An 18,545-nucleotide genomic window follows, 5' to 3' on the forward strand; every position below is an offset into this window, starting at 1 on the left:
TAGATGGACTCGGGGCTGATGATCGTGCAACCGTGCTGGCGCGCCAGCCGGCCGGCGATGATCTCGGGCGACCATCCCATCGCAAGGTAATCCCTGACCGTTATGGCCAGCGCCGGCTGGCGCGCCAACTTGTGGCGGGCATCCCAGCGCCGGCGCCGCGCCGCCAGACCATCCGCCCGCTCGCCATCATAGCTCCCGCGCCAATGCCTGGTGGGCCTGCCATTGCGCCCCAACTCACGGCTGATGGTTGAGGCCGAACGCCCCAGCATCTGGCCGATCGCCTGCATCGAGAGCCCCTTGCGCCGCCCAATGTCGATCTCAACCCCCTCCCGCAGGCTCAACTGCTCATACAAAGTTCCCATCGCACCAACACCATAGCAGGTGTTGCACTTGTGGCGTGAGTCGAGGGAATCCCACTTCACTTCAGCGCAAAAGTGAGTTTCCCGCTTTCGCGGGAATGACATCGTGGGTGGGAGATATTTGGCCGGGTCCCCTCTACTCTAAACCGGCTCGCTCGCCTTGTCGCGCGTGCGCCACGCCCCGTCCCGCCATTCCCGCACGGTGATGGTGATCCGCTCGGACGTAATGTCGATGATATTGAACGCGTTGGTCTCGCCACGCAGTCGCGTCGAGATTGCCGAAGATGCCTGCGCCACAAGGATGGGCGCCACCACCGACTTACTGACGCCGATCGGCTCGCCTTCGCGCGCCGCCTCGAGGCTCTCGTGCTTGCGCACATAGGACAGGTGGAAATGCCCTGACAACACCAGCCGCACACCAAGCTCGGCGAACCTGGCCAGCGCCTCGTCGGCCCGCTTGACGCGCTTGGTCTGCTGCATCATCGGCTCGGTCGGAAACAGCAGCGGATGGTGCGCCACGATCACGCGGACGGCACTCGGCGGAGCCTTGGCAAAGCGTTCGTCGAGGTCTTCCAATTGCCCGCGCGAGATCGTGCCGTGTCCCCAGTTCCACTCCAGCCGCGCCCGCCGCGCGGTCCGCATGCCCACCAGCACGACCCCATCGGCTTCGAGATAGGGCTCGAGGTCCTCGGCGATATATTTCTTGTAGAGCCCGTAGGGATCAAGGAAGCGCCGAAAGATGTTGACGGCCGGCACATCGTGATTGCCCGGCACGGCGAACACCGGCGCCGTCAATGTATCGAGGAACGCTCGCGCCTGTTCGAATTCCAGCTTGGTCCCAATCTGGGTGAAATCCCCGCTCGCGACGATCAGGTCCGGCGCTAGTGCATTGATATCAGCGGCGAAGCCTTCGGCAAGTTGCGGATCATGGTGCCCGAAATGCAGGTCCGAAATATGCACTATCTTCACGCTACTTGCTCTCCTGCCTTGGCTTGATCGATCGCTGGCGGCACCAGCACAGTAAGCGCCAACGGCCGAATGGCAAAACGCAGCGGCGTCTGCAGGGTTATCACCTCACCGTCAAACATCACCTTCACCGATGGCTTGCGGGTTTCGATGGTGACGGCCTTGATGGTCTCCACCTGGAGCGCCTCGTCATCCTGCCAGCGTCCCATCAGCATGCCGGTGGTCAGGCGGAGGAAATCGCCCAGCGTGAAATGGCTCAGCACGTAAAGCGTAAGCGTTCCGCGGTCCAGATTATGACGGGAAAAGAACTGCCCCATGCCCTCGTCATAGGCATTGCTTGCCACCGCCAGTGCCTGGACGCGTTCGACGCGGCGTGCACCTGCGTCGGTCTCGATGGCCACCGCCATGCGTTTGGCCCGCGCCAGCCGTCGGAAGAAATAGCGCAAGAAGCCAATCTTGGCCGCAGCATCATAGCGGCCCCGGATCTTCTCGCGCCCCGCCGCAACGCCGGGGATCAAGCCAATGACCACCTTGTGGAGGAAGATGCGGCCGTTGACCTCACCGACGTCGATGCGCCTTACCTCGCCGGTTTGCAGCGCCGCGACTGCGCTGGGCAGGTCCAGCGGCACATGCAAATCCTTGGCGAGCGCATTGACCGTTCCCAGCGGCAGGATCGCCAATTGCCGGTCCGTTCCGACCAGCGCCGCCGCCAGTGCCATGATGGTGCCGTCCCCGCCTGCAGCCACGATGGTCTGGGCCCCGCTATCCAGCGCCCGCTTGATGCGCGCATCCATGCCGGCCTCCGCATCGGCATCCACGATTGCCGTCATGCCATGGGTTTCGAACAGAGCCTGGAGTGACTCCGCGGTGATACCGGTTGCGTTGGCAGTGCCGGCATTGGCATTCAATATGACAAAGTAAGACGCATGGCTCATGCTGTTCGCATCCTGATCTACACCCCTGCTCTAGCGGAACGTGCACTGGCGTGAGACGTTGCGTGTCAAAGATGAGAATGGAAACGATGTTTGATCGCCTGCTGGCCAACAAGCACTACCGCCGCGTCCAGAGCTTTGTTTCTGGTGAAATCTGGCTCCTGGGGGCCATAGCAGGCGCAAGTGGGCTGCTCCTCGCTTTCCTCAGCATTGCCGACGAGGTGCTGGAGGGGGAGACGGAGGCCTTCGATAAAGCCATCCTGATGCTGTTTCGTGACCCTGCCAATGTGGACCGAGTCATCGGGCCCGAATGGGTACATGAAATGATCCGCGACATCACCGCGCTTGGCAGCTTCTCACTGCTCGGCCTCATCGTGATCGGGGTTTGCGCCTACCTCGTTATGGTACGCCTGAAGTCCGCCGCGCTGCTGCTGGTTATATCGGTCATCGGCGGCACGCTGCTCAGCACGTTCCTCAAAATGGGCTACAACCGCCCCCGCCCTGACCTGACGGCGATGTCCCAGCAGTTCACCGCAAGCTTCCCCAGCGGTCATGCCATGCTCTCGGCAGTCACCTTCCTGACCATCGGTGCGGTGCTTGCCCGTCTGGCCCCTACGCGCAACCTCAAGATTTTCAGCATCGGCAGCGCGGTGTTCCTCACCCTGATCGTGGGCTTCAGCCGGCTTTATATGGGCGTCCACTTTCCCAGCGACATCCTCGCCGGTTGGTGCCTCGGCGCCGCCTGGGCCATGCTATGCAGCGCCATAGCCTTCAAACTGCAAAAGACCGGCGCTGTGGAGGAGCCTGCCGAGCAGACAACTCAAGGCGAGTCGGTCGAGGCAAAATAACTCCCACCCACCGCGCTTCCCTCGGACTTGATCCGAGGGCCTTTGCCCACTTGTGCCGCGCTGAGAGTGACCCCCGGATCAAGTCCGGGGGAAGCGCAGTGGGTGGGTGAGATAATGGATATTCGAGCCGGACGCTCAGTCCTCCGGCGGCGCCTCGACCATGCCGAGCGCCGACATGTAAAGCTCAAGCAGGGCTTCCTGCTCCATGCGCTCATTGGCATCCTGCTTGCGGATGGCAACGATCTTGCGCAGGATCTTGGTGTCGAAGCCATTGCCCTTGGCTTCGGCATAGATTTCCTTGATATCTGCGGCGATGGCGGCCTTTTCTTCTTCCATGCGCTCGATGCGCTCGATGAATGCCCGCAACTGATCCTGGGCTACGCTGTCGTCGGCCATGGAATAAACGTCCTTCTTAAATCAAGCGCTGCTTGAACAGCACTAAAGGCTCCGGTTCAACCCCTTTGTGGGTCAATCCACATCCAGGTGTGATTGGGGTCCCCCATTTCCAACAAAATGCCCGTTTTGCCATTGACCTATGCGGCACCATGGGCTCAAACAGGCACGTTTTTTCCAATGATCTCCGGCATCCTTTTGCAAGCAATCCGCTTCGGACTGACCCTGATTTGTGCAGTCGGCGCCAGCGTCGTCTTTTTTGCCACGCCTGCGCGGGCTGATCTGCGCATCTGCAATGAAACGGCCAATCTGGTTTCGGTCTCGATGGGCTATCGCGCCGAGCGCGGCTGGATGAGCGAAGGCTGGTGGCAGGCCCCTCCCGGCGATTGCCGCGTGCTCTATCAGGGCGACCTGCAGCGGCGCTTTTATTACATCTATGCCGTAGACGATATCGGGGGCGGCGCCTGGGAAGGTTCGGTGTTCATGTGCACACGTGACGAAACCTTCACGATATTCGGGGTTGAGGATTGCCTCGCCCGGGGCTATGAGCGCACCGGCTTCTTTGAAATCGATACCCAGAACCGCACGGACTGGACACTGCAGCTGACCGAGGACAATGCCGGCCCTGCCGTGGTTGGTCCTGATGCCGGCGAGGATCTCGAAGATCCCACATTCCTTGTCGATCCAGACGACGTTTCATCCGATGCGCCGCAGGACGACATAACGACCCAAGGAACGGACACGCAATGAGACGCATGAGACGCGCCAAGATCCTCGCGACCCTCGGGCCCGCCAGCCACGAAGAAAAGATGATCGAGGAACTGGCCAAGGCTGGTGCGGACGTGTTCCGCATCAATATGAGCCATGCCAGCCACGAAGTGCTGCACCAGACCGTTGCGCGCATTCGGGCTGTGGAAAAGCGTCTCAATCATCCCCTGGGCATCCTGGTCGACCTGCAGGGCCCCAAGCTCCGCGTCTGGAAATTCGCCGGCGGTTCGGTGAACCTTGTTGCCGGGCAGAAATTCACGCTCGACAGCCAGAAGGACGACAACGGCAATGCCGAACGCGTCTATCTGCCCCATCCCGAGATCATCGAAAGCGTTTCGGTCGGTGATCGCCTGCTGCTTGACGATGGCAAGATCGCGCTCAAGGCCACCAAGGTGGGCAATGGCGCCATCGAGACCGAAGTCATCTATGGCGGCAAGCTGAGCGACAAGAAGGGTGTTTCCCTGCCCGATACGCTGCTGCCCACCGGCGCGCTGACCGAAAAAGACCATGCCGACCTGCTCGAAGGCCTCAAGGCCGAAGCGGACTGGATCGCCCTTTCGTTCGTGCAGCGTCCCGAGGACATCATCGACGTGCGCAAGATCGTCCAGGGTCGCGCCGGTGTCATGGCCAAGATCGAAAAGCCCCAGGCCATCGACCGGCTCGATGAAATCGTCAAGCTCAGCGACGCCATCATGGTGGCGCGTGGCGATCTTGGCGTAGAATTGCCGCTCGAAACCGTTCCGGGCCTGCAGAAGCGCATGATCCGCATGTGCCGCCGCTATGGCAAGCCGGTTGTCGTTGCAACGCAGATGCTGGAATCGATGATCACCTCGCCGGTCCCGACCCGCGCCGAAGTGTCGGACGTTTCCATCGCCGTCTTCGAGGGCGCTGACGCCATCATGCTCTCGGCCGAATCCGCATCGGGCCAGTACCCGGTCGAAGCCGTTGCCACCATGAACAAGGTTGCCATCGCCGTTGAAAGCGACGCCAACTATCGCAACATCATTCGCGCTGCCCAGACCGAACCCGAGGCAACCGCCGCCGACGCCATTTCGGCTGCCACACGCCAGGTTGCCGAAACGCTCGATCTGGCCGCCATCGTGACCTACACGGCCTCTGGCTCCACCGGCATCCGCGCTGCCCGCGAGCGGCCATCCAAGCCCATCATTGTGCTGTCCCCCAACATGCGCACCATCCGCCGCATGTCGGTGGTCTGGGGCGTTCACTGCGTGCAGACCGAAGACGCCGTCTCGCTCGAAGACATGGTCGATCGCGCCTGCGTCATCGCCTACCAGGAAGGCTTCGCCCGCCCTGGTGACCGCGTCGCCATCACCGCAGGCATCCCGCTGGGCACCCCCGGCGCCACCAATATGCTGCGCATCGCTTTCGTCCGCCAGGACGGCGCCGGCTCAAGCTGACGCGCCTCGCAAACCGCCAAAGAAAAGACCCGCTTCGGCGGGTCTTTTTGTATCTTCACCCGCGCGCTTCCAGCACGCTCTTGAGCGCCAGAAAGTCGGTGGTGATCCATTCCACCGCCGAGGCGAACTGCGCCTCATCCATGCCTTCGCGTGCGAAATAGGTGAACATCAGCTCCGTGCCTTGCTGGTTAGGCACCACGCGCAAGGGCGTGAACAGCAGTTCACCCCCCGGAATGAATATCGCATGGTCCAGCACGCCGTAGGGATTGGGTGGCGTGAAGCGAACATGCCGGTAGCCAAAGGACATCTCCCCTTCCCAATCGCCATTGGGCAGCGGCTTGAAGCTGCCCGGCTCCACGGCAGCCCATTGGGCATAGTTCCGGGGCTGCGCGAGGAAGGCATAGACCTCATCGCATGGCCGCTCGATGGAGACACTGATGATGTGGGATGGCCGCATGGAAGGTTCCCCGTCTCGCTGGGCATGGCGCAAAAGCAGAAAGCCCGCTTGCGCGGGCTTTCCAATGCATATCGATGGAAGCGGAGCTTAGCCCTGGCGGGCCTTGAAGCGCTTGTCGACCTTGTTGATGATGTATACCCGGCCGCGACGGCGGACGAGCTTGTTCGCGCGGTGGCGAGTCATCAGCGCCTTCAGCGAGTTGCGGATCTTCATCGGTGTTATCCTCAGGTCAAATAAAAGGGGCGCCTAGGCGCCCGAAACTTGAGCGCATACATAGGGAAATTGGCCGGGGCTGTCAACGCAGCAGAATAGAGGTTTTTACCACTTTTCCGCAGGCTTGCACCCGGGCAAATGGCAGCAAACCCGAAGCACGCTTTCAGGCGCCCAGCACAGCCTCTTCCGGCACTTCGATCTCCCGCCAGCGATGACACGCCACCAGCCTATTGTCCTCGATCGTCTCGAGCGGCGGCCGGTGTTCGGCGCAATAAGGCTTGGCAAACCGGCAGCGCGTACGGAATGTGCACCCCGAAGGCGGATTGATCGGCGAGGGTATTTCGCCCTTCAGCGCATCGATATTGCGTTGCCGAGCCAGCCGCGGATCGGGAATCGGCACCGCCGTCAGCAGCGCCCGCGTATAGGGATGGCGGGGCTTTTCGTAGATCTCGTCGCCCGTCGCCAGCTCCACGATACGGCCCAGATACAGCACCAGAATGCGGTCCGAAACGTGCCGCACGACGCTCAGATTGTGCGAAATGAAAATCAGCGTCAGCCCGAACTCGTCCTTGAGTTCGCTCAAAAGGTTCAGGATCTGCGCCTGGATCGACACGTCGAGCGCCGACACTGGCTCGTCGCAGACAATCAGCTTGGGTTCGGTAATCAGCGCCCGGGCAATCCCGATGCGCTGCGCCTGCCCGCCCGAAAACTCATGCGGATAGCGGTTGATCATTTCCGGCAGCAAACCCACCGCTTCCATGATCTTGAGCACGCGGGCCCGCCGCTCCTGCTTGTTGAGCTCGGGGCGCAAGGTGCGTAGCGGGTCGGCAATGATCTCGCCGACCGTCATGCGCGGATTGAGGGACGCCAGCGGGTCCTGGAAAATGATCTGCAGATCCGCGCGGCGCTGGCGCATTTCTTCGGCCGGCAGCTTGGTCAGATCCTGCCCCAGCCACAGCACCTGCCCCTCGTCCGGGGCGAGCAATTGCAGGATGCAGCGGCCGAGCGTGGATTTTCCACACCCGCTCTCGCCCACGATGCCAAGGGTTTCACCCTTGCGGATGGAGAAATTGATATTCTCCAGGGCCGTCAGCGTCAGCGGCCGGCTGAACAGGCCCGAGGATACCGAGAACGTTTTCTTGAGGTCGCGGATTTCAAGCAGGTTGATCGGGGTCTGGTCCATCATGCGACCTTTCCATAGGCCATGGGACCCTCATAGTGGCAGGCCTTCTCGCGGCCATTCCCCGTCGGTGCCAGCGGCGGACGTTCCACCAGGCAACGGTCGAACGCAAAGGCGCAGCGCGGGTTGAACGAACAGCCCTTGGGCAGGTGCTCAAGGCTTGGCGGCAGGCCCTGGATCGGGTCGAGCCGTTCGGCGCGCTTGGCGATATGGGGCGTCGAATGCAACAGTCCCAGCGTATAGGGATGTCGCGGATCGTAGAACAGATCGTCAGTCGTTCCCTTCTCCACCGCGCGCCCGCCATACATCACCATCATACGGTCGGCGACGCCCGCCACCACGCCCAGATCGTGGGTAATCAGCACCAGCGCCGTGCCAAAATCCTCGGTCAGCGTCTTGAACAGGTCCAGCATCTGCGCCTGCACCGTCACATCGAGCGCCGTGGTCGGCTCGTCCGCTATCAGGATCTTGGGCTGGCACAGCAGCGCCATGGCGATCATCACACGCTGCCGCATGCCGCCTGATAGTTCGTGCGGATAGGCATTGGCGCGCTTGGCGGGTTCGGGGATACCGACACGCTCCAGCATTTCGGTGGCTGATTTGACCGCCTGGCTCTGCTCGAAGCCGCGATGCTTGACCAGCACTTCGCTCAGCTGCGTCTTGATCTTGAGCGTGGGATTGAGGCTCGTCATCGGGTCCTGAAAAATCATCGCGATATCCTTGCCGCGATGCTTGTCCAGCTGCTTGGGTTCCATGCCGATGAGGTTGATGTCGCCCATCATGGCGCGCCCCTCGGCCCGGCCATTCTTGGCCAGAAGGCCCATGATGGCGAGAAACGCCTGGCTTTTACCCGAACCGGATTCCCCCACTACGGCGAGCGTCTCGCCCTGGGCCAGGGAAAAATTCATCTCCCGCACGGCATGCACCTCGCTCTGGTGCAATTCGAACGTGACGGACATGTCTTCCACTTGAAGGACTTGTTTCATTGTCAGCGATCCTTGGGGTCGAGAGCATCGCGCAGGCCGTCGCCGATATAGGTGAGGCAGAGCAGCAGGCTCACCAGCACGACCGCGGGTCCGATCAGCATCCAGGGCAGGGTTTCCGCCACTGGCGAGCCGAACGAGATCAGCGTGCCCAGCGATGTCTGCGGTTCCTGCACTCCCAGCCCCAGATAGGAAAGAAAACTCTCCGTGAGGATGATCTCGGGGACAGTGAGCGTGGCATAGATCACCACCGGCCCGGTCAGGTTCGGCACGATGTGGCGGATGATGATGGTCCAGGGCTTGGCGCCGCCGGCCTTGGCTGCCTCGACGAATTCGCGCTCCTTGATCGACAGCGTCTGCCCGCGCACGATTCGCGCCATGGTCAGCCATTCCAGGCACCCGATGCCGACAAACAGCAGCACCGGATTGCGCCCGAAGATCACCACCAGAATGATCACGAACAGGATATAGGGCAGCGCATACATGATATCGACGAAGCGCATCATGACCGCATCCACCTTGCCGCCGAAATAGCCGGCAACGGCGCCATAGATCACCCCGATGATCACCGAGACCAGCGTGGCGACGCCCGCCACGATCAGGCTCATCTGCGTGCCCTGCATGATGCGCGCCAGCATGTCGCGGCCATTCTGGTCGGTACCCACGAAATGGCCAGCGTCGAAATCGGGGCCCTTTCGAATATTGCTCCAGTCGATCTTGTCATAGGTCCAGGGCAGCAGATATGGCCCGATGAACGCGAAGAGGATGATGAAGCTGACCACGAACACCGACAGCACGGCCGCCTTGTTGCGCACGAGGCGCCGCACGGCGTCCTGCGTCAGCGAACGGCCCTTGGGAGCGTCCAGCGTTTCGAGCCTGTTGGCATACTCTGTGAGCAGCGCGTCCTTGCCAGTTATGCCGGCCATCAGCTGTACCTCACCTTGGGATCGAGCCAGGCATAGAGGATGTCGACCAGAAGGTTCACGGCCAGGATGATAAACATGTACAAAATCGTCGTTCCCAGCACGAGGCCGTAGTCGCGGTTGAGCGCCGCGCTGATGAAATATTTGCCGATCCCCGGCAGGGCAAACACCTGTTCCACCACCAGCGAGCCGGTCAAAAGGTACGACAGCCCCGGACCCAGATAACTCACCACCGGCAAAAGCGCGGGCTTGATGGCATGCCGCGCCAGGATCAATCGCTGGCCCAGCCCCTTGGATTTGGCGGTGCGCACGTAGTTGGTGCCCAGCACCTCGATCATCGAGCCGCGCATCAGGCGCGCCGTGCGTCCGGCATGGGGCAGCACGAGAACGGTGATCGGCAGCACCAGATGTGGAATGGACCCAGCCTGCCAGCCGCCGGCGGGAAACCAGTCTAGATAAACCCCGAACACCAGCTGCATGATGGCCGCCATCAGGAAGTTCGGCACCACCAGCCCGATCATCACCAGGAATACCAGCATATAGTCCGGCCATTTGTTCTGGTTGACCGCGCTGAGCGCTCCGGCGACCAGGCCGACGATCGTGCCGATGATGAAGGCGGAAAAGCCCAGCATCAGCGTGAACGGCAAGCCGATCCACAGCATCTCGGCCACGGTGAAGTCATTATAGACCATGGATGGTCCGAAATCGCCCTGCAGCAGCCGGCCTACATAGATGAAGTATTGCTGGATCAATGGCAGGTCGAGATTGTAGTGCGCACGCAGATTGGCGAGCGTCGTCGGCGGCAGCGCGCGTTCACCATCGAAGGGACCGCCGGGCGCCAGCCGCAGAATGAAAAAACAGGCAGTGACGGCAATCAGCGCTATCGGGATGGCCGAAAGCACGCGCCGCGTCACATATCCAACCATGGAATAGGACCTTTCACATCCACCGCGCCGCGCGTTCGCTGGCGTCTGGCGGATAAAATAGCGGCGCCGCCCCTCCCTGGGGCGACGCCGCGGGATTTAGATAGAACCTACTCGGACTTGGTCAGCCAACGGGTACGGTGAATGTCCGACGCGTTGCTGACGAAGCCGGTGATCTTTGGCGAAACCACGTTCTGGGCGATGTACCAGTAGATCGGGAAGGCGGCGGTTTCGTCCATGGCGATCTTTTCAGCCTGGCCGAGCAGCGCCGCACGGGCGGCGAGGTCCAGTTCGGTCGTGGCCTGGTCCATCAGGCCATCGAACTCTTCGTTCGAATAGCGGCCGTAATTATTGCCCCAGTTCATCGCGCCATCCTGCTCGATGCCAGTCCGCAGCAGGTCGAGGGTGTTGGATGGATCCGAATAATCGAGCAGCCAGCCGGCACGGCCGATGTCGAAGTCGCCGGCCCGCAGCGAGTCGTAGTGCACGGCGGTTTCGGAGTTGAACAACTCGGTCCTGACGCCGATCTGCTCCCACATCGAGGAGATCGCAACGGCAACACGTTGGTGGTTGTCGTTGGTATTGTACTTCAGCTGCACGGCGAGCGGGGATGACGAGGTGTAGCCCAGGCCCTCCATGATCGCCTTGGCTTCCGCTACGCGCTCTTCATAGGACAGGCCGATCCACTCGGGCTGGTAAGGCTCGACGCCTTCATAGTTTGCCGTACCTTCCGGCACCCAGCCATAGGCCGGCAATTCGCCCGTGCCCAGCACGTCGGGGCCGATCACGTCGCGATTGATCGCCATTGACAGCGCCTTGCGAAGCTCTGGATTGTCGAAGGGCTCTTTTTCCTGGTTGATCACGTAGTAGTAGATGCCCAGGAACGGAGCGAAATAATCCTGCCCCGGCAGGTTGGTCCTGATCCACTCGGCTTGGTCGGCCGGAATGTCGACGAGAATGTCGTATTCACCGGCGCGATAGCGCGACAGGGCGGCGGCCAGATCGTCCTGGACGAAGTAGTTCACTTCGTCGATCTGCACGTTCGCGGCGTCCCAATAAGTCTCGGACTTGACCGATTTGATGTAGCTGCCGGGCGTCCATTCGGTGGGCGTATAGGGGCCGTTCGAGACGATGTTCTCGATCTTGGTCCAGTCATTGCCCACCTCGTCGATCACGTGCTTTGGCACGGGATAGGCGGTGTAATGGGTCAGCGCCTGCAGGAAGAACGGGGTAGGACCTTCGAGGGTAATTTCAACCGTCTTGTCGTCGATCGCCTTGACACCGAGTTCGTTGAAGTCGGTCACGGTACCGTCAGCAATTTCCGAGCCGTTCTTTATCGGGAACTGCAGGTAGGCATAGTCGGATGCGGTCTTTGGATCAAACAGGCGCTGGAAGGCGAAGACGAAGTCTTCTGCCGTTACCGGCTCGCCATCGGACCACTGGACGCCCTCACGCAGCTTGAAGGTATAGATCAGGCCATCGTCGGAGATGGTGTAGCTTTCGGCCTGTCCCGGAATGGCTTCGGCATTGGCGTCTTCGGTCATCAGACCTTCGATATAATCGCCGATGATGCGGTTTTCCCAGTCGCCCGACGCCTGGTGCGGGTCAATCGAGCCGGGCTCCGAGCCGTTCATCATGTTGAGCGTCACGGCGGAAGCCGCGCTGCTCATCAGCAGCGCCATCGCGCCAGCGGTCGCTACCGCAGTCAGGGTTTGCGTGAATTTCATGCTCGTCCCATCTCCTTGTGGAAATCCTGAAGTCGTTTATCCCGCAATCATGCTGCTGCGGTGCTCAATGCCCTTGTGGCCCGCGAGTTTTAGGCCCGCCGGTCAAGATCGATGGACGGTATTACGGCTTTCCGTCCACTGACAAGCAAAACATTGACCTAAACGTCAAGCTGCGCGCAGTTGTTAACACGCCGGTAACCAGCACGGACCGCGAAGCAGACCTCATGGTGAGCCTGTCGAACCATGGGGCCGTGGCAGCATGACTCCACCCGCCCACCTCGTCCTCCGACAAGCTCAGGATGAGGTCTCGAGGCAAAGCTGCGCTGCTAGCCGCCCAACAATCCCGAGCGCTGCACGAAATAGATCGCCACCGCAATCGCCACCAGAACCGTAAACGGCACCCATGTCGGCGTTGGGCCGCGCGGCTTCTTCACCGGTGGTTCGGGCTTTTTCTCGATGCGGCGGAATTTGACGACATTATCGCTCATGAGGCGCTTTCTACCAGAGCTGCAACGCCTTGCCCACCAGCCGTGCATACCGAAATCAGCGCCCGCTTGCCCGGCTCGCTTGCCAGCAACTTCGCCGTGATCCCCAGAATACGCGCACCTGTCGCCGCAAACGGATGCCCATAGGCAATGCTGGATCCCTTGACGTTGATCCTGGCCGGATCGATCGTCCCCAACACCTGCTCGCGCCCCAGCACATCCCGGCAGTAGGCCGGATCGTTCCAGGCCTTGAGCGTGCACAGCACCTGCGCCGCAAACGCTTCGTGCAGTTCGAAGAAGTCGATATCGTCGAACCCGATCCCGTGCCGCGCCAGCATTTCGCTGACCGCAATGGTCGGCGCCATCAGCAGCCCCTCGCCATGGGCAAAGTCATTGCCCGCAACACGCCCCGTCGTCAGATAGGCCAGGATCGGCAGGCCCCGCGCCCGCGCCCATTCCTCGCTTGCCAGCAACACCGCCGAAGCGCCATCGGTCAGCGGCGTCGAATTGCCCGCTGTCAGTGTCCCCTGCCCGCTCGACTTGTCGAACGCCGGCTTGAGCGTCGACATTTTGTCGAGGTTCGTGTCCGCCCGCACATTGTTGTCCCGCACCAATCCGGCGCAGGGCACCAGCAGGTCGTCGTGGAAACCCTCGTCATAGGCCTTGGCGGCGTTGCGATGACTTGCAACCGCCAGTTCGTCCTGCGCCTTGCGAGAGATACCCCATTCGCGCGCCATCAATTCGCAGTGCTGCCCCATGGATAGCCCCGTGCGGGGCTCGTTCACCGATGGCGCCACCGGGGTCAGCTCGCCGAGCGAAAACCCCTTGAACACCCCCAGCTTCTCGCCGGCTGAGCGCGCGCGGCTGAGATCAATCAAGCGATGCTGGAACTTGTTGCCGAACACAATTGGGCTGTCGCTGATGCTGTCCGAACCCGCCGCAATCCCGCTATCGATCTCGCCCGAGGCGATCTTGGCGCCCAGCGTCAGCGCCGCCTGCAGGCTCGTGCCGCAGGCGATCTGCATATTGGTCCCCGGCGTTCGTGGCGACAACCCGGCGTCCAGGCTCGCCTCGCGCACTAAATTGAAATCGCGCGAATGGGCAATCACCGCCCCGCCCATCACCTCGTCGATCTTCTGGCCTTTCAGGCCAAACTTATCCACTAGCCCCGCGAGCACGGTTCCCAACATGGAAAGATTGGTCTCATCGGCATAGGCCGAATTGCCGCGCGCGAAGGGAATGCGCGCCGCACCGACAATGGCCACCTTGCGAAGTTCAGTCATGTTGGACTCTCGCCGTTGGGAGCAGGTATTGTGAAGGATGGCTCAGTCGACACCCTCCCCCTTGCGGGGAGGGATCAAGGGTGGGGGTTGGTTGGCCTCGATACCGTGGCTCCGTCCCCCCCTCCCAACCTCCCCCGTTCAGGGGGAGGTGCCGCCCAGTGGTTGTGACTGGATCGGAGCACATCATCACGCTCTTCCATCCTGCCGCGCCTTGAGCGGCCCGCCCAAGAATGGCGCAAACCCTGTGCCCAAGATCACCCCGATATCCGCCATCCGCTCATTGGCAACCACACCCTCGGCCAGCACAACTTCAGTCATATCCACCAGTGGCTTCACCAGCTCCTTGCCCAGGCTGGCCAGATCATCCCGTTCCGGCGGCTCGCCCTTCTGCGCCTTGCCATCCACCCATTTGTAGAAGCCCTCGCCGGTCTTTCGCCCCAGCTTGCCCTCGCGCACCAGCGTCGCGAACCGGCTTTCGATCGGCACCTGATGGCCAAGCTCGGTCGCCACCGACTGCCCCACATCCAGCCCCACGGTGTCCATCAGCTCGATGGGCCCCATAGGCATACCGAAGGCCACGGCAGCTGCGTCGATCAGTTCCTTGCTTTCGCCCGCCTCCACCCGCTGCACGGCGCCCAACATGTAGGGCATCAGCACGCGGTTGACGAGGAAGCCCGGCGCCGACTTCACCACCACGGGCGACTTGCCGATCGCCAGCGCAAAGGCCGCTCCCTTGCCGATCTCATCGTCGGTGTTGAACTTTGACCGGATCACTTCCACCAGTGGCAATTGCGCCACCGGATTGAAGAAATGCAGCCCGATCAGCCGCTCGGGTTGCTTGAGATGATCGGCAATCCGCTCAAGCTCGATGGACGAGGTATTGGTCGCGAGGATCGCCCCGGCCTTGAGCTTGTCTTCCAGCCCACCAAAAATCGATTGCTTGACCTCGAGCTTTTCCACCACGGCCTCGATGATGACATCGGCCCGCGGCACGCCCTTGCCGGTCGGGTCGGCCTCGAGCCGCAGCATCGCCGCGTCCACTTCGCGCTTCTTACGCAGACGCTTCTTGAACAGCTTCTTGGCCCGATCCAGCGCCGGATTGATGCGCTCCATGTCGAGGTCCTGCAGCGTCACCGCCATGCCGCGCAATGCGCACCACGCCGCAATATCGCCGCCCATCACGCCAGCGCCGATCACATGCACCCGCCGGAACGTCGCGCCCTTGTTGCCCTGCTTCTTGAGGCTTTCCTGGGCAAAAAACACGCGGCGCAGATTGGTCGCAGTGTCGCTCCCCATCAGCGGCACGAAACTTTCGATCTCGCCCCGGCTCATCGCCCGCCAGTCATTTCCGTGCTTTTCAAACAGGTCGATCAGCGCATAAGGGGCCGGATAGTGCTCCTTGCGCACTTTTTTCTTGGTCTGTTCCCGCATCTTGTTGGCGACGTATTCGCGCAAAAGCCCGGTCCCCAGCACTTTCTTTGTAAGCGGCGCACCAGCCGATCGGCGGTGCTGCAACACCGCCTTGCGCCCTTCCCAGCGCAGCATGTCGCGATGGCGCACCAGCTTGTCGACGAGGTTCATGCCACGCGCCGCACCAGCCCGCAGCATCTTGCCGGTCAGCATGATCTGCATGGCATCCACCGGCCCCGCCTGCCGGATCGAGCGGCCCGTGCCGCCAAACCCGGGGAAAATCCCCAGATTAACTTCCGGAAAGCCGATCCGCGTCCGCTCGTCATTGACGGCGATCCGATAGTGACACGCCAGCGCGAGCTCCAGCCCGCCACCAAGGCAGAACCCGTGAATACCCGCCACGACGGGAATTTTCAGCGCCTCGATGCGCGAGAACAGCGTGTGCGTGCGCTCCAGCGCCTGCGGCAGCACCGAGAAATCGCTCATCGCGTCGAATTCGGAAATATCGGCACCGGCAATGAACCCGCTCGCCTTGCCGCTGAGCAGGATCACACCTTCAAGCTCGCGCGTTTCGGCCAGCTCTTCGAACCGCCCCACCAGCGCTTCGAGCTCCATGATAGCTTCCCGGCTCAGCGTATTGACCGACGCGCCGGGCGTATCGATCGTCAGCCAGCCAAGCTTCTCGATATCGAGGTGAAAGCTCCAATGCTTGGACTGCGGCATCTGCGGCTGGATCATAGTCTCTCCTCTTCTGCTCCCCTCCCCCTTGAGGGGAGGGCGTCGACTGGTAGCGCAGCCCTACTCCGCCGCCAGCTTCGCCTCGCCGCCAACTGCCAATTCATCCTCCGCAAAATCATCCACCTTCACTGCCCGCTCCGTCGCTTCATCGGCTGCCCGCATGATCCCCGCTTCATTCTCATTGAGCACGCCCGCCTCGACCGCATCGGCAATCGCGTCCCGGTCAAGCCGCCGCTCGATAACGCCCTTGCGCGAAGCCTTGACGAACCTTGCTTCGATTTCCTCGGCCTCGGTCACCTTGACCAGCGCGTCTTCCAGAACGCCGGTGACGTCATCGGGGTCCAACGAAACATAAACGCCGGTGGTCAGCCTGTCCCGGAACGCGCCGGGGCGCAACACCGCGCGCACGAAACGGTAATTCACCCGGTCACTGGAACGCTTGGCGTGCCGCCCCAGGGGGAAGCACAAGAACCGCATGGCATTGGCGAAGAACGGGTTCGGGAAATTGTCGAACACTTCGCCAAAGCTGCTTTCCAGCGCGGCAACACGATCCGCAAGGATGGCGTCAACCAGTTCCTTGTCCTCGGCGATCCGCCCCTCGTCCTCGAAGCGCCGCAATACGGCCGACATCATGTAGAGATCGCTCAAGATGTCGGCCATGCGGCCCGATAGCTTCTGCTTGCGTTTGAGCGCCCCGCCCAGCACCACCGTAGTCCAGTCCGCCACCAGGGCAAAATCCTGCGAATAGCGGTGCAGTTTCTGGTACCAATGTGCCATCGGCCCGTTGTTTGGCGCAGCGACAAACGCGCCATTGCTGATGCCATGCAGGAAGCTTGCCGCAATATTGCGCAACATGAACTTGGTATGCCCGCCAAACGCTACGTCGAACTGGTCCAGCCCCTCACGCTGGTTCTTGTTCTGCGCCGCCTGCACTTCCTTGAGCAGATAGGGGTGCGCCCGCAGCACGCCCTGCGCAAACGTCATCAGCGTTCGCGTCAGGATATTGGCGCCCTCCACCGTGATCGCCACCGGCAGCGCCATGTAAGCTCCGAACAGGTAATTGCCCGGTCCGTCCTGGATCGCGCGCCCGCCATGGATATCGAACGCGTCGTCCATGCTGTCGCGCATCGCTTCAGTCGTGGTGTACTTCAGCAGCCCAGCGATCACCGCCGGCCGCTGCCCCTCGTCAACCATGGACGCCGTCAGCCGCCGCGCCGCTTCGAACGTGTATGCGCGCTTGACCATCTCGCCCAAGGGCTCGGCCACGCCCTCCATGATGCCGACCGGAATCCCGAACTGCCGCCGCACCCGGGCATAAGCCGAAGTCGTGCGCAGCGCCTGCTTGATCGAAATGGAACCGATCGCCGGCAGCGAAATGGCGCGGCCAGTCGACAGGCACTCCATCAGCATGCGCCAGCCCTGCCCGGCATAGGCAGGTCCGCCGATCAGAAAATCCATCGGGATGAACACGTCGCGCCCACGGACCGGTCCGTTCATGAACGCCTGCCGAGCCGGGTAATGCCGCCGCCCGATCTCGACACCCGGATGATCTCGCGGCACCAGCGCGAGCGTGATCCCGATATCGGTGCCGCGACCAAGCAGATTGTCCGGATCCTTGAGCAGGAACGCCAGGCCCACCAGCGTCGCGATCGGCGCCAGCGTGATATAGCGCTTGTCAAAGCTCAGCCGGACGCCCAGCACCTCTTCGCCGTTGTGCATGCCGCGCGTCACCACACCTATATCGCGCATCGCGCCAGCATCGGACCCTGAATGCACCCCCGTCAGCGCAAAGCACGGCACTTCCAGTCCCCGTGCGAGGCGGGCCAGATATTTGTCCTTCTGTTCCGACGTGCCGTATTTTTCCAGCAGCTCGCCCGGCCCCAGCGAATTGGGCACCATCACCGTAATCCCCGTCGCCACCGAGCGGCTGGCGATCTTGGAAACGATCATGGACTGCGCCTGCGCTGAAAAGCCAAGGCCGCCATGTTCCTTGCCGATCAGCATGCCAAGGAAGCCTTCGTCCTTGAGATACTGCCAGAGTTCGGGGCTGAGATCGGCGCGATTGTGCCGAATATCCCAGTCATCGATCATCGCGCAGGCTGTTTCGGTCTGCTTGTCGAGGAAAGCCTGCTCCTCCAGTGTCAGCGTCAGCGGGCGGATTGCTTCGAGCTTGCTCCAGTCCGGACGCCCCGAAAACAGCTCCGCATCCCACCCTACCGTTCCGGCATCGAGCGCTTCCTGTTCGGTCCTGCTGACGCGTGGCAGGATGGATTTGACCGCTCCATAGACCGGCCGCATCAGCACCGGCTTGCGCACCGCCTCGATGCTGAGCAGCAGGAGGATCGCGCCCGGCAGCAGCGCCATGATCCATCCAAAAGCATCGGTGGCAATGGCGAAACCGGCCTCGTTCGTCCCCATCCGCGACAAGGCGCCAATCACCAGCACCACCGTGCCCCACTCGCGCAAGGAGGATTCCCGCATCGCCAGCACGGCAAAGGCCACCAGCGCGATAATCAGCAAAGCAAGCGTCAAGGTATGC

General features: G+C 61.8%; 18 protein-coding genes. 3 read left to right on the forward strand and 15 right to left on the reverse strand.

Annotation, left to right across the window (positions count from 1 at the left end; translation table 11 throughout):
• From C8264_RS09765 to C8264_RS09775, 3 genes are all read right to left on the reverse strand, one after another.
• Window positions 1-362: helix-turn-helix domain-containing protein (locus C8264_RS09765; RefSeq protein WP_162783554.1), on the reverse strand; the 362-nt coding region annotated here is incomplete at its 3' end.
• 138 nt (window positions 363-500) lie between these two features.
• Window positions 501-1,328 (reverse strand): metallophosphoesterase family protein, encoded by an 828-nt coding sequence (locus C8264_RS09770; protein WP_108460809.1) that lies wholly within the window; start codon window positions 1,326-1,328, stop codon window positions 501-503.
• Entirely contained in the window at window positions 1,325-2,260 is a 936-nt protein-coding gene (locus tag C8264_RS09775) for a diacylglycerol/lipid kinase family protein (protein WP_108460810.1), read from the reverse strand. Before C8264_RS09775 ends, C8264_RS09770 begins: the two co-directional genes overlap by 4 nt.
• A 77-nt stretch (window positions 2,261-2,337) precedes the next feature.
• Between C8264_RS09775 and C8264_RS09780 the strand changes: the two genes are divergently transcribed.
• Complete coding sequence (locus tag C8264_RS09780; protein ID WP_205245657.1) at window positions 2,338-3,105, forward strand: phosphatase PAP2 family protein; 768 nt, start codon at window positions 2,338-2,340, stop codon at window positions 3,103-3,105.
• A 135-nt stretch (window positions 3,106-3,240) separates the two neighbouring features.
• On the opposite strand, the gene C8264_RS09785 is transcribed toward C8264_RS09780, so the two are convergent.
• Window positions 3,241-3,501: a DUF2312 domain-containing protein gene (locus C8264_RS09785; RefSeq protein WP_108460811.1), complete on the reverse strand. Its 261-nt coding sequence runs from the start codon at window positions 3,499-3,501 to the stop codon at window positions 3,241-3,243.
• 177 nt (window positions 3,502-3,678) lie between these two features.
• Here C8264_RS09785 and C8264_RS09790 point away from each other — a divergent pair, with 177 nt between their 5' ends.
• Window positions 3,679-4,248, forward strand: coding sequence for a DUF1036 domain-containing protein (locus C8264_RS09790; RefSeq protein ID WP_108460812.1), 570 nt, complete (start codon window positions 3,679-3,681; stop codon window positions 4,246-4,248).
• On the forward strand, window positions 4,245-5,684 hold the full coding sequence (pyk, locus tag C8264_RS09795) for a pyruvate kinase (RefSeq protein WP_108460813.1): 1,440 nt from the start codon (window positions 4,245-4,247) through the stop codon (window positions 5,682-5,684). Before C8264_RS09790 ends, pyk begins: the two co-directional genes overlap by 4 nt.
• A 55-nt stretch (window positions 5,685-5,739) precedes the next feature.
• On the opposite strand, the gene C8264_RS09800 is transcribed toward pyk, so the two are convergent.
• The 11 genes from C8264_RS09800 to C8264_RS09845 form a co-directional block, all read right to left on the reverse strand.
• A complete protein-coding gene (locus C8264_RS09800) occupies window positions 5,740-6,141 on the reverse strand; it encodes a polyketide cyclase (protein ID WP_108460814.1) in 402 nt (133 codons plus the stop codon).
• Window positions 6,142-6,228: 87 nt separating this feature from the next.
• Window positions 6,229-6,354 (reverse strand): type B 50S ribosomal protein L36, encoded by a 126-nt coding sequence (gene ykgO / locus C8264_RS09805; protein ID WP_046105532.1) that lies wholly within the window; start codon window positions 6,352-6,354, stop codon window positions 6,229-6,231.
• Window positions 6,355-6,517: 163 nt separating this feature from the next.
• Complete coding sequence (locus tag C8264_RS09810) at window positions 6,518-7,540, reverse strand: ABC transporter ATP-binding protein (protein WP_108460815.1); 1,023 nt, start codon at window positions 7,538-7,540, stop codon at window positions 6,518-6,520.
• Complete coding sequence (locus tag C8264_RS09815; RefSeq protein WP_108460816.1) at window positions 7,537-8,520, reverse strand: ABC transporter ATP-binding protein; 984 nt, start codon at window positions 8,518-8,520, stop codon at window positions 7,537-7,539. The genes C8264_RS09810 and C8264_RS09815 overlap by 4 nt, the downstream gene beginning before the upstream one ends.
• A gap of 2 nt (window positions 8,521-8,522) precedes the next feature.
• Window positions 8,523-9,443: an ABC transporter permease gene (locus C8264_RS09820; protein ID WP_108460817.1), complete on the reverse strand. Its 921-nt coding sequence runs from the start codon at window positions 9,441-9,443 to the stop codon at window positions 8,523-8,525.
• Window positions 9,443-10,366, reverse strand: coding sequence for an ABC transporter permease (locus tag C8264_RS09825; RefSeq protein WP_108460818.1), 924 nt, complete (start codon window positions 10,364-10,366; stop codon window positions 9,443-9,445). Before C8264_RS09825 ends, C8264_RS09820 begins: the two co-directional genes overlap by 1 nt.
• Before the next feature lie 107 nt (window positions 10,367-10,473).
• Window positions 10,474-12,090 carry a peptide ABC transporter substrate-binding protein gene (locus tag C8264_RS09830; protein ID WP_108460819.1) on the reverse strand — a complete coding sequence of 539 codons (1,617 nt, stop codon included), beginning with the start codon at window positions 12,088-12,090 and terminating at the stop codon, window positions 10,474-10,476.
• A gap of 326 nt (window positions 12,091-12,416) precedes the next feature.
• Window positions 12,417-12,578 (reverse strand): hypothetical protein, encoded by a 162-nt coding sequence (locus C8264_RS22135; RefSeq protein ID WP_162783555.1) that lies wholly within the window; start codon window positions 12,576-12,578, stop codon window positions 12,417-12,419.
• Complete coding sequence (locus C8264_RS09835) at window positions 12,575-13,858, reverse strand: acetyl-CoA C-acetyltransferase (RefSeq protein WP_108460820.1); 1,284 nt, start codon at window positions 13,856-13,858, stop codon at window positions 12,575-12,577. Before C8264_RS09835 ends, C8264_RS22135 begins: the two co-directional genes overlap by 4 nt.
• 186 nt (window positions 13,859-14,044) lie before the next feature.
• Window positions 14,045-16,006, reverse strand: coding sequence for a 3-hydroxyacyl-CoA dehydrogenase NAD-binding domain-containing protein (locus C8264_RS09840; protein ID WP_108460821.1), 1,962 nt, complete (start codon window positions 16,004-16,006; stop codon window positions 14,045-14,047).
• A 60-nt stretch (window positions 16,007-16,066) separates the two neighbouring features.
• Window positions 16,067-18,538 carry an acyl-CoA dehydrogenase gene (locus tag C8264_RS09845; RefSeq protein WP_108460822.1) on the reverse strand — a complete coding sequence of 824 codons (2,472 nt, stop codon included), beginning with the start codon at window positions 18,536-18,538 and terminating at the stop codon, window positions 16,067-16,069.
• Between the last annotated feature and the right edge of the window lie 7 nt (window positions 18,539-18,545).

The sequence above is a fragment of the Devosia naphthalenivorans genome, from assembly GCF_003056355.1.
In the GTDB taxonomy this organism is placed as follows: domain Bacteria; phylum Pseudomonadota; class Alphaproteobacteria; order Rhizobiales; family Devosiaceae; genus Devosia; species Devosia naphthalenivorans.

Excerpts from the sequence above, each read along its gene's own strand:
- C8264_RS09775 (WP_108460810.1), bottom strand. The coding sequence starts at position 2,260 with ATGAGCCATGCGTCTTACTTTGTCATATTGAATGCCAATGCCGGCACT.
- C8264_RS09780 (WP_205245657.1), top strand. The coding sequence starts at position 2,338 with ATGGAAACGATGTTTGATCGCCTGCTGGCCAACAAGCACTACCGCCGC.
- C8264_RS09785 (WP_108460811.1), bottom strand. The coding sequence starts at position 3,501 with ATGGCCGACGACAGCGTAGCCCAGGATCAGTTGCGGGCATTCATCGAG.
- C8264_RS09790 (WP_108460812.1), top strand. The coding sequence starts at position 3,679 with ATGATCTCCGGCATCCTTTTGCAAGCAATCCGCTTCGGACTGACCCTG.
- pyk (WP_108460813.1), top strand. The coding sequence starts at position 4,245 with ATGAGACGCATGAGACGCGCCAAGATCCTCGCGACCCTCGGGCCCGCC.
- C8264_RS09800 (WP_108460814.1), bottom strand. The coding sequence starts at position 6,141 with ATGCGGCCATCCCACATCATCAGTGTCTCCATCGAGCGGCCATGCGAT.
- ykgO (WP_046105532.1), bottom strand. The coding sequence starts at position 6,354 with ATGAAGATCCGCAACTCGCTGAAGGCGCTGATGACTCGCCACCGCGCG.
- C8264_RS09810 (WP_108460815.1), bottom strand. The coding sequence starts at position 7,540 with ATGATGGACCAGACCCCGATCAACCTGCTTGAAATCCGCGACCTCAAG.
- C8264_RS09815 (WP_108460816.1), bottom strand. The coding sequence starts at position 8,520 with ATGAAACAAGTCCTTCAAGTGGAAGACATGTCCGTCACGTTCGAATTG.
- C8264_RS09820 (WP_108460817.1), bottom strand. The coding sequence starts at position 9,443 with ATGGCCGGCATAACTGGCAAGGACGCGCTGCTCACAGAGTATGCCAAC.
- C8264_RS09825 (WP_108460818.1), bottom strand. The coding sequence starts at position 10,366 with ATGGTTGGATATGTGACGCGGCGCGTGCTTTCGGCCATCCCGATAGCG.
- C8264_RS09830 (WP_108460819.1), bottom strand. The coding sequence starts at position 12,090 with ATGAAATTCACGCAAACCCTGACTGCGGTAGCGACCGCTGGCGCGATG.
- C8264_RS22135 (WP_162783555.1), bottom strand. The coding sequence starts at position 12,578 with ATGAGCGATAATGTCGTCAAATTCCGCCGCATCGAGAAAAAGCCCGAA.
- C8264_RS09835 (WP_108460820.1), bottom strand. The coding sequence starts at position 13,858 with ATGACTGAACTTCGCAAGGTGGCCATTGTCGGTGCGGCGCGCATTCCC.
- C8264_RS09840 (WP_108460821.1), bottom strand. The coding sequence starts at position 16,006 with ATGATCCAGCCGCAGATGCCGCAGTCCAAGCATTGGAGCTTTCACCTC.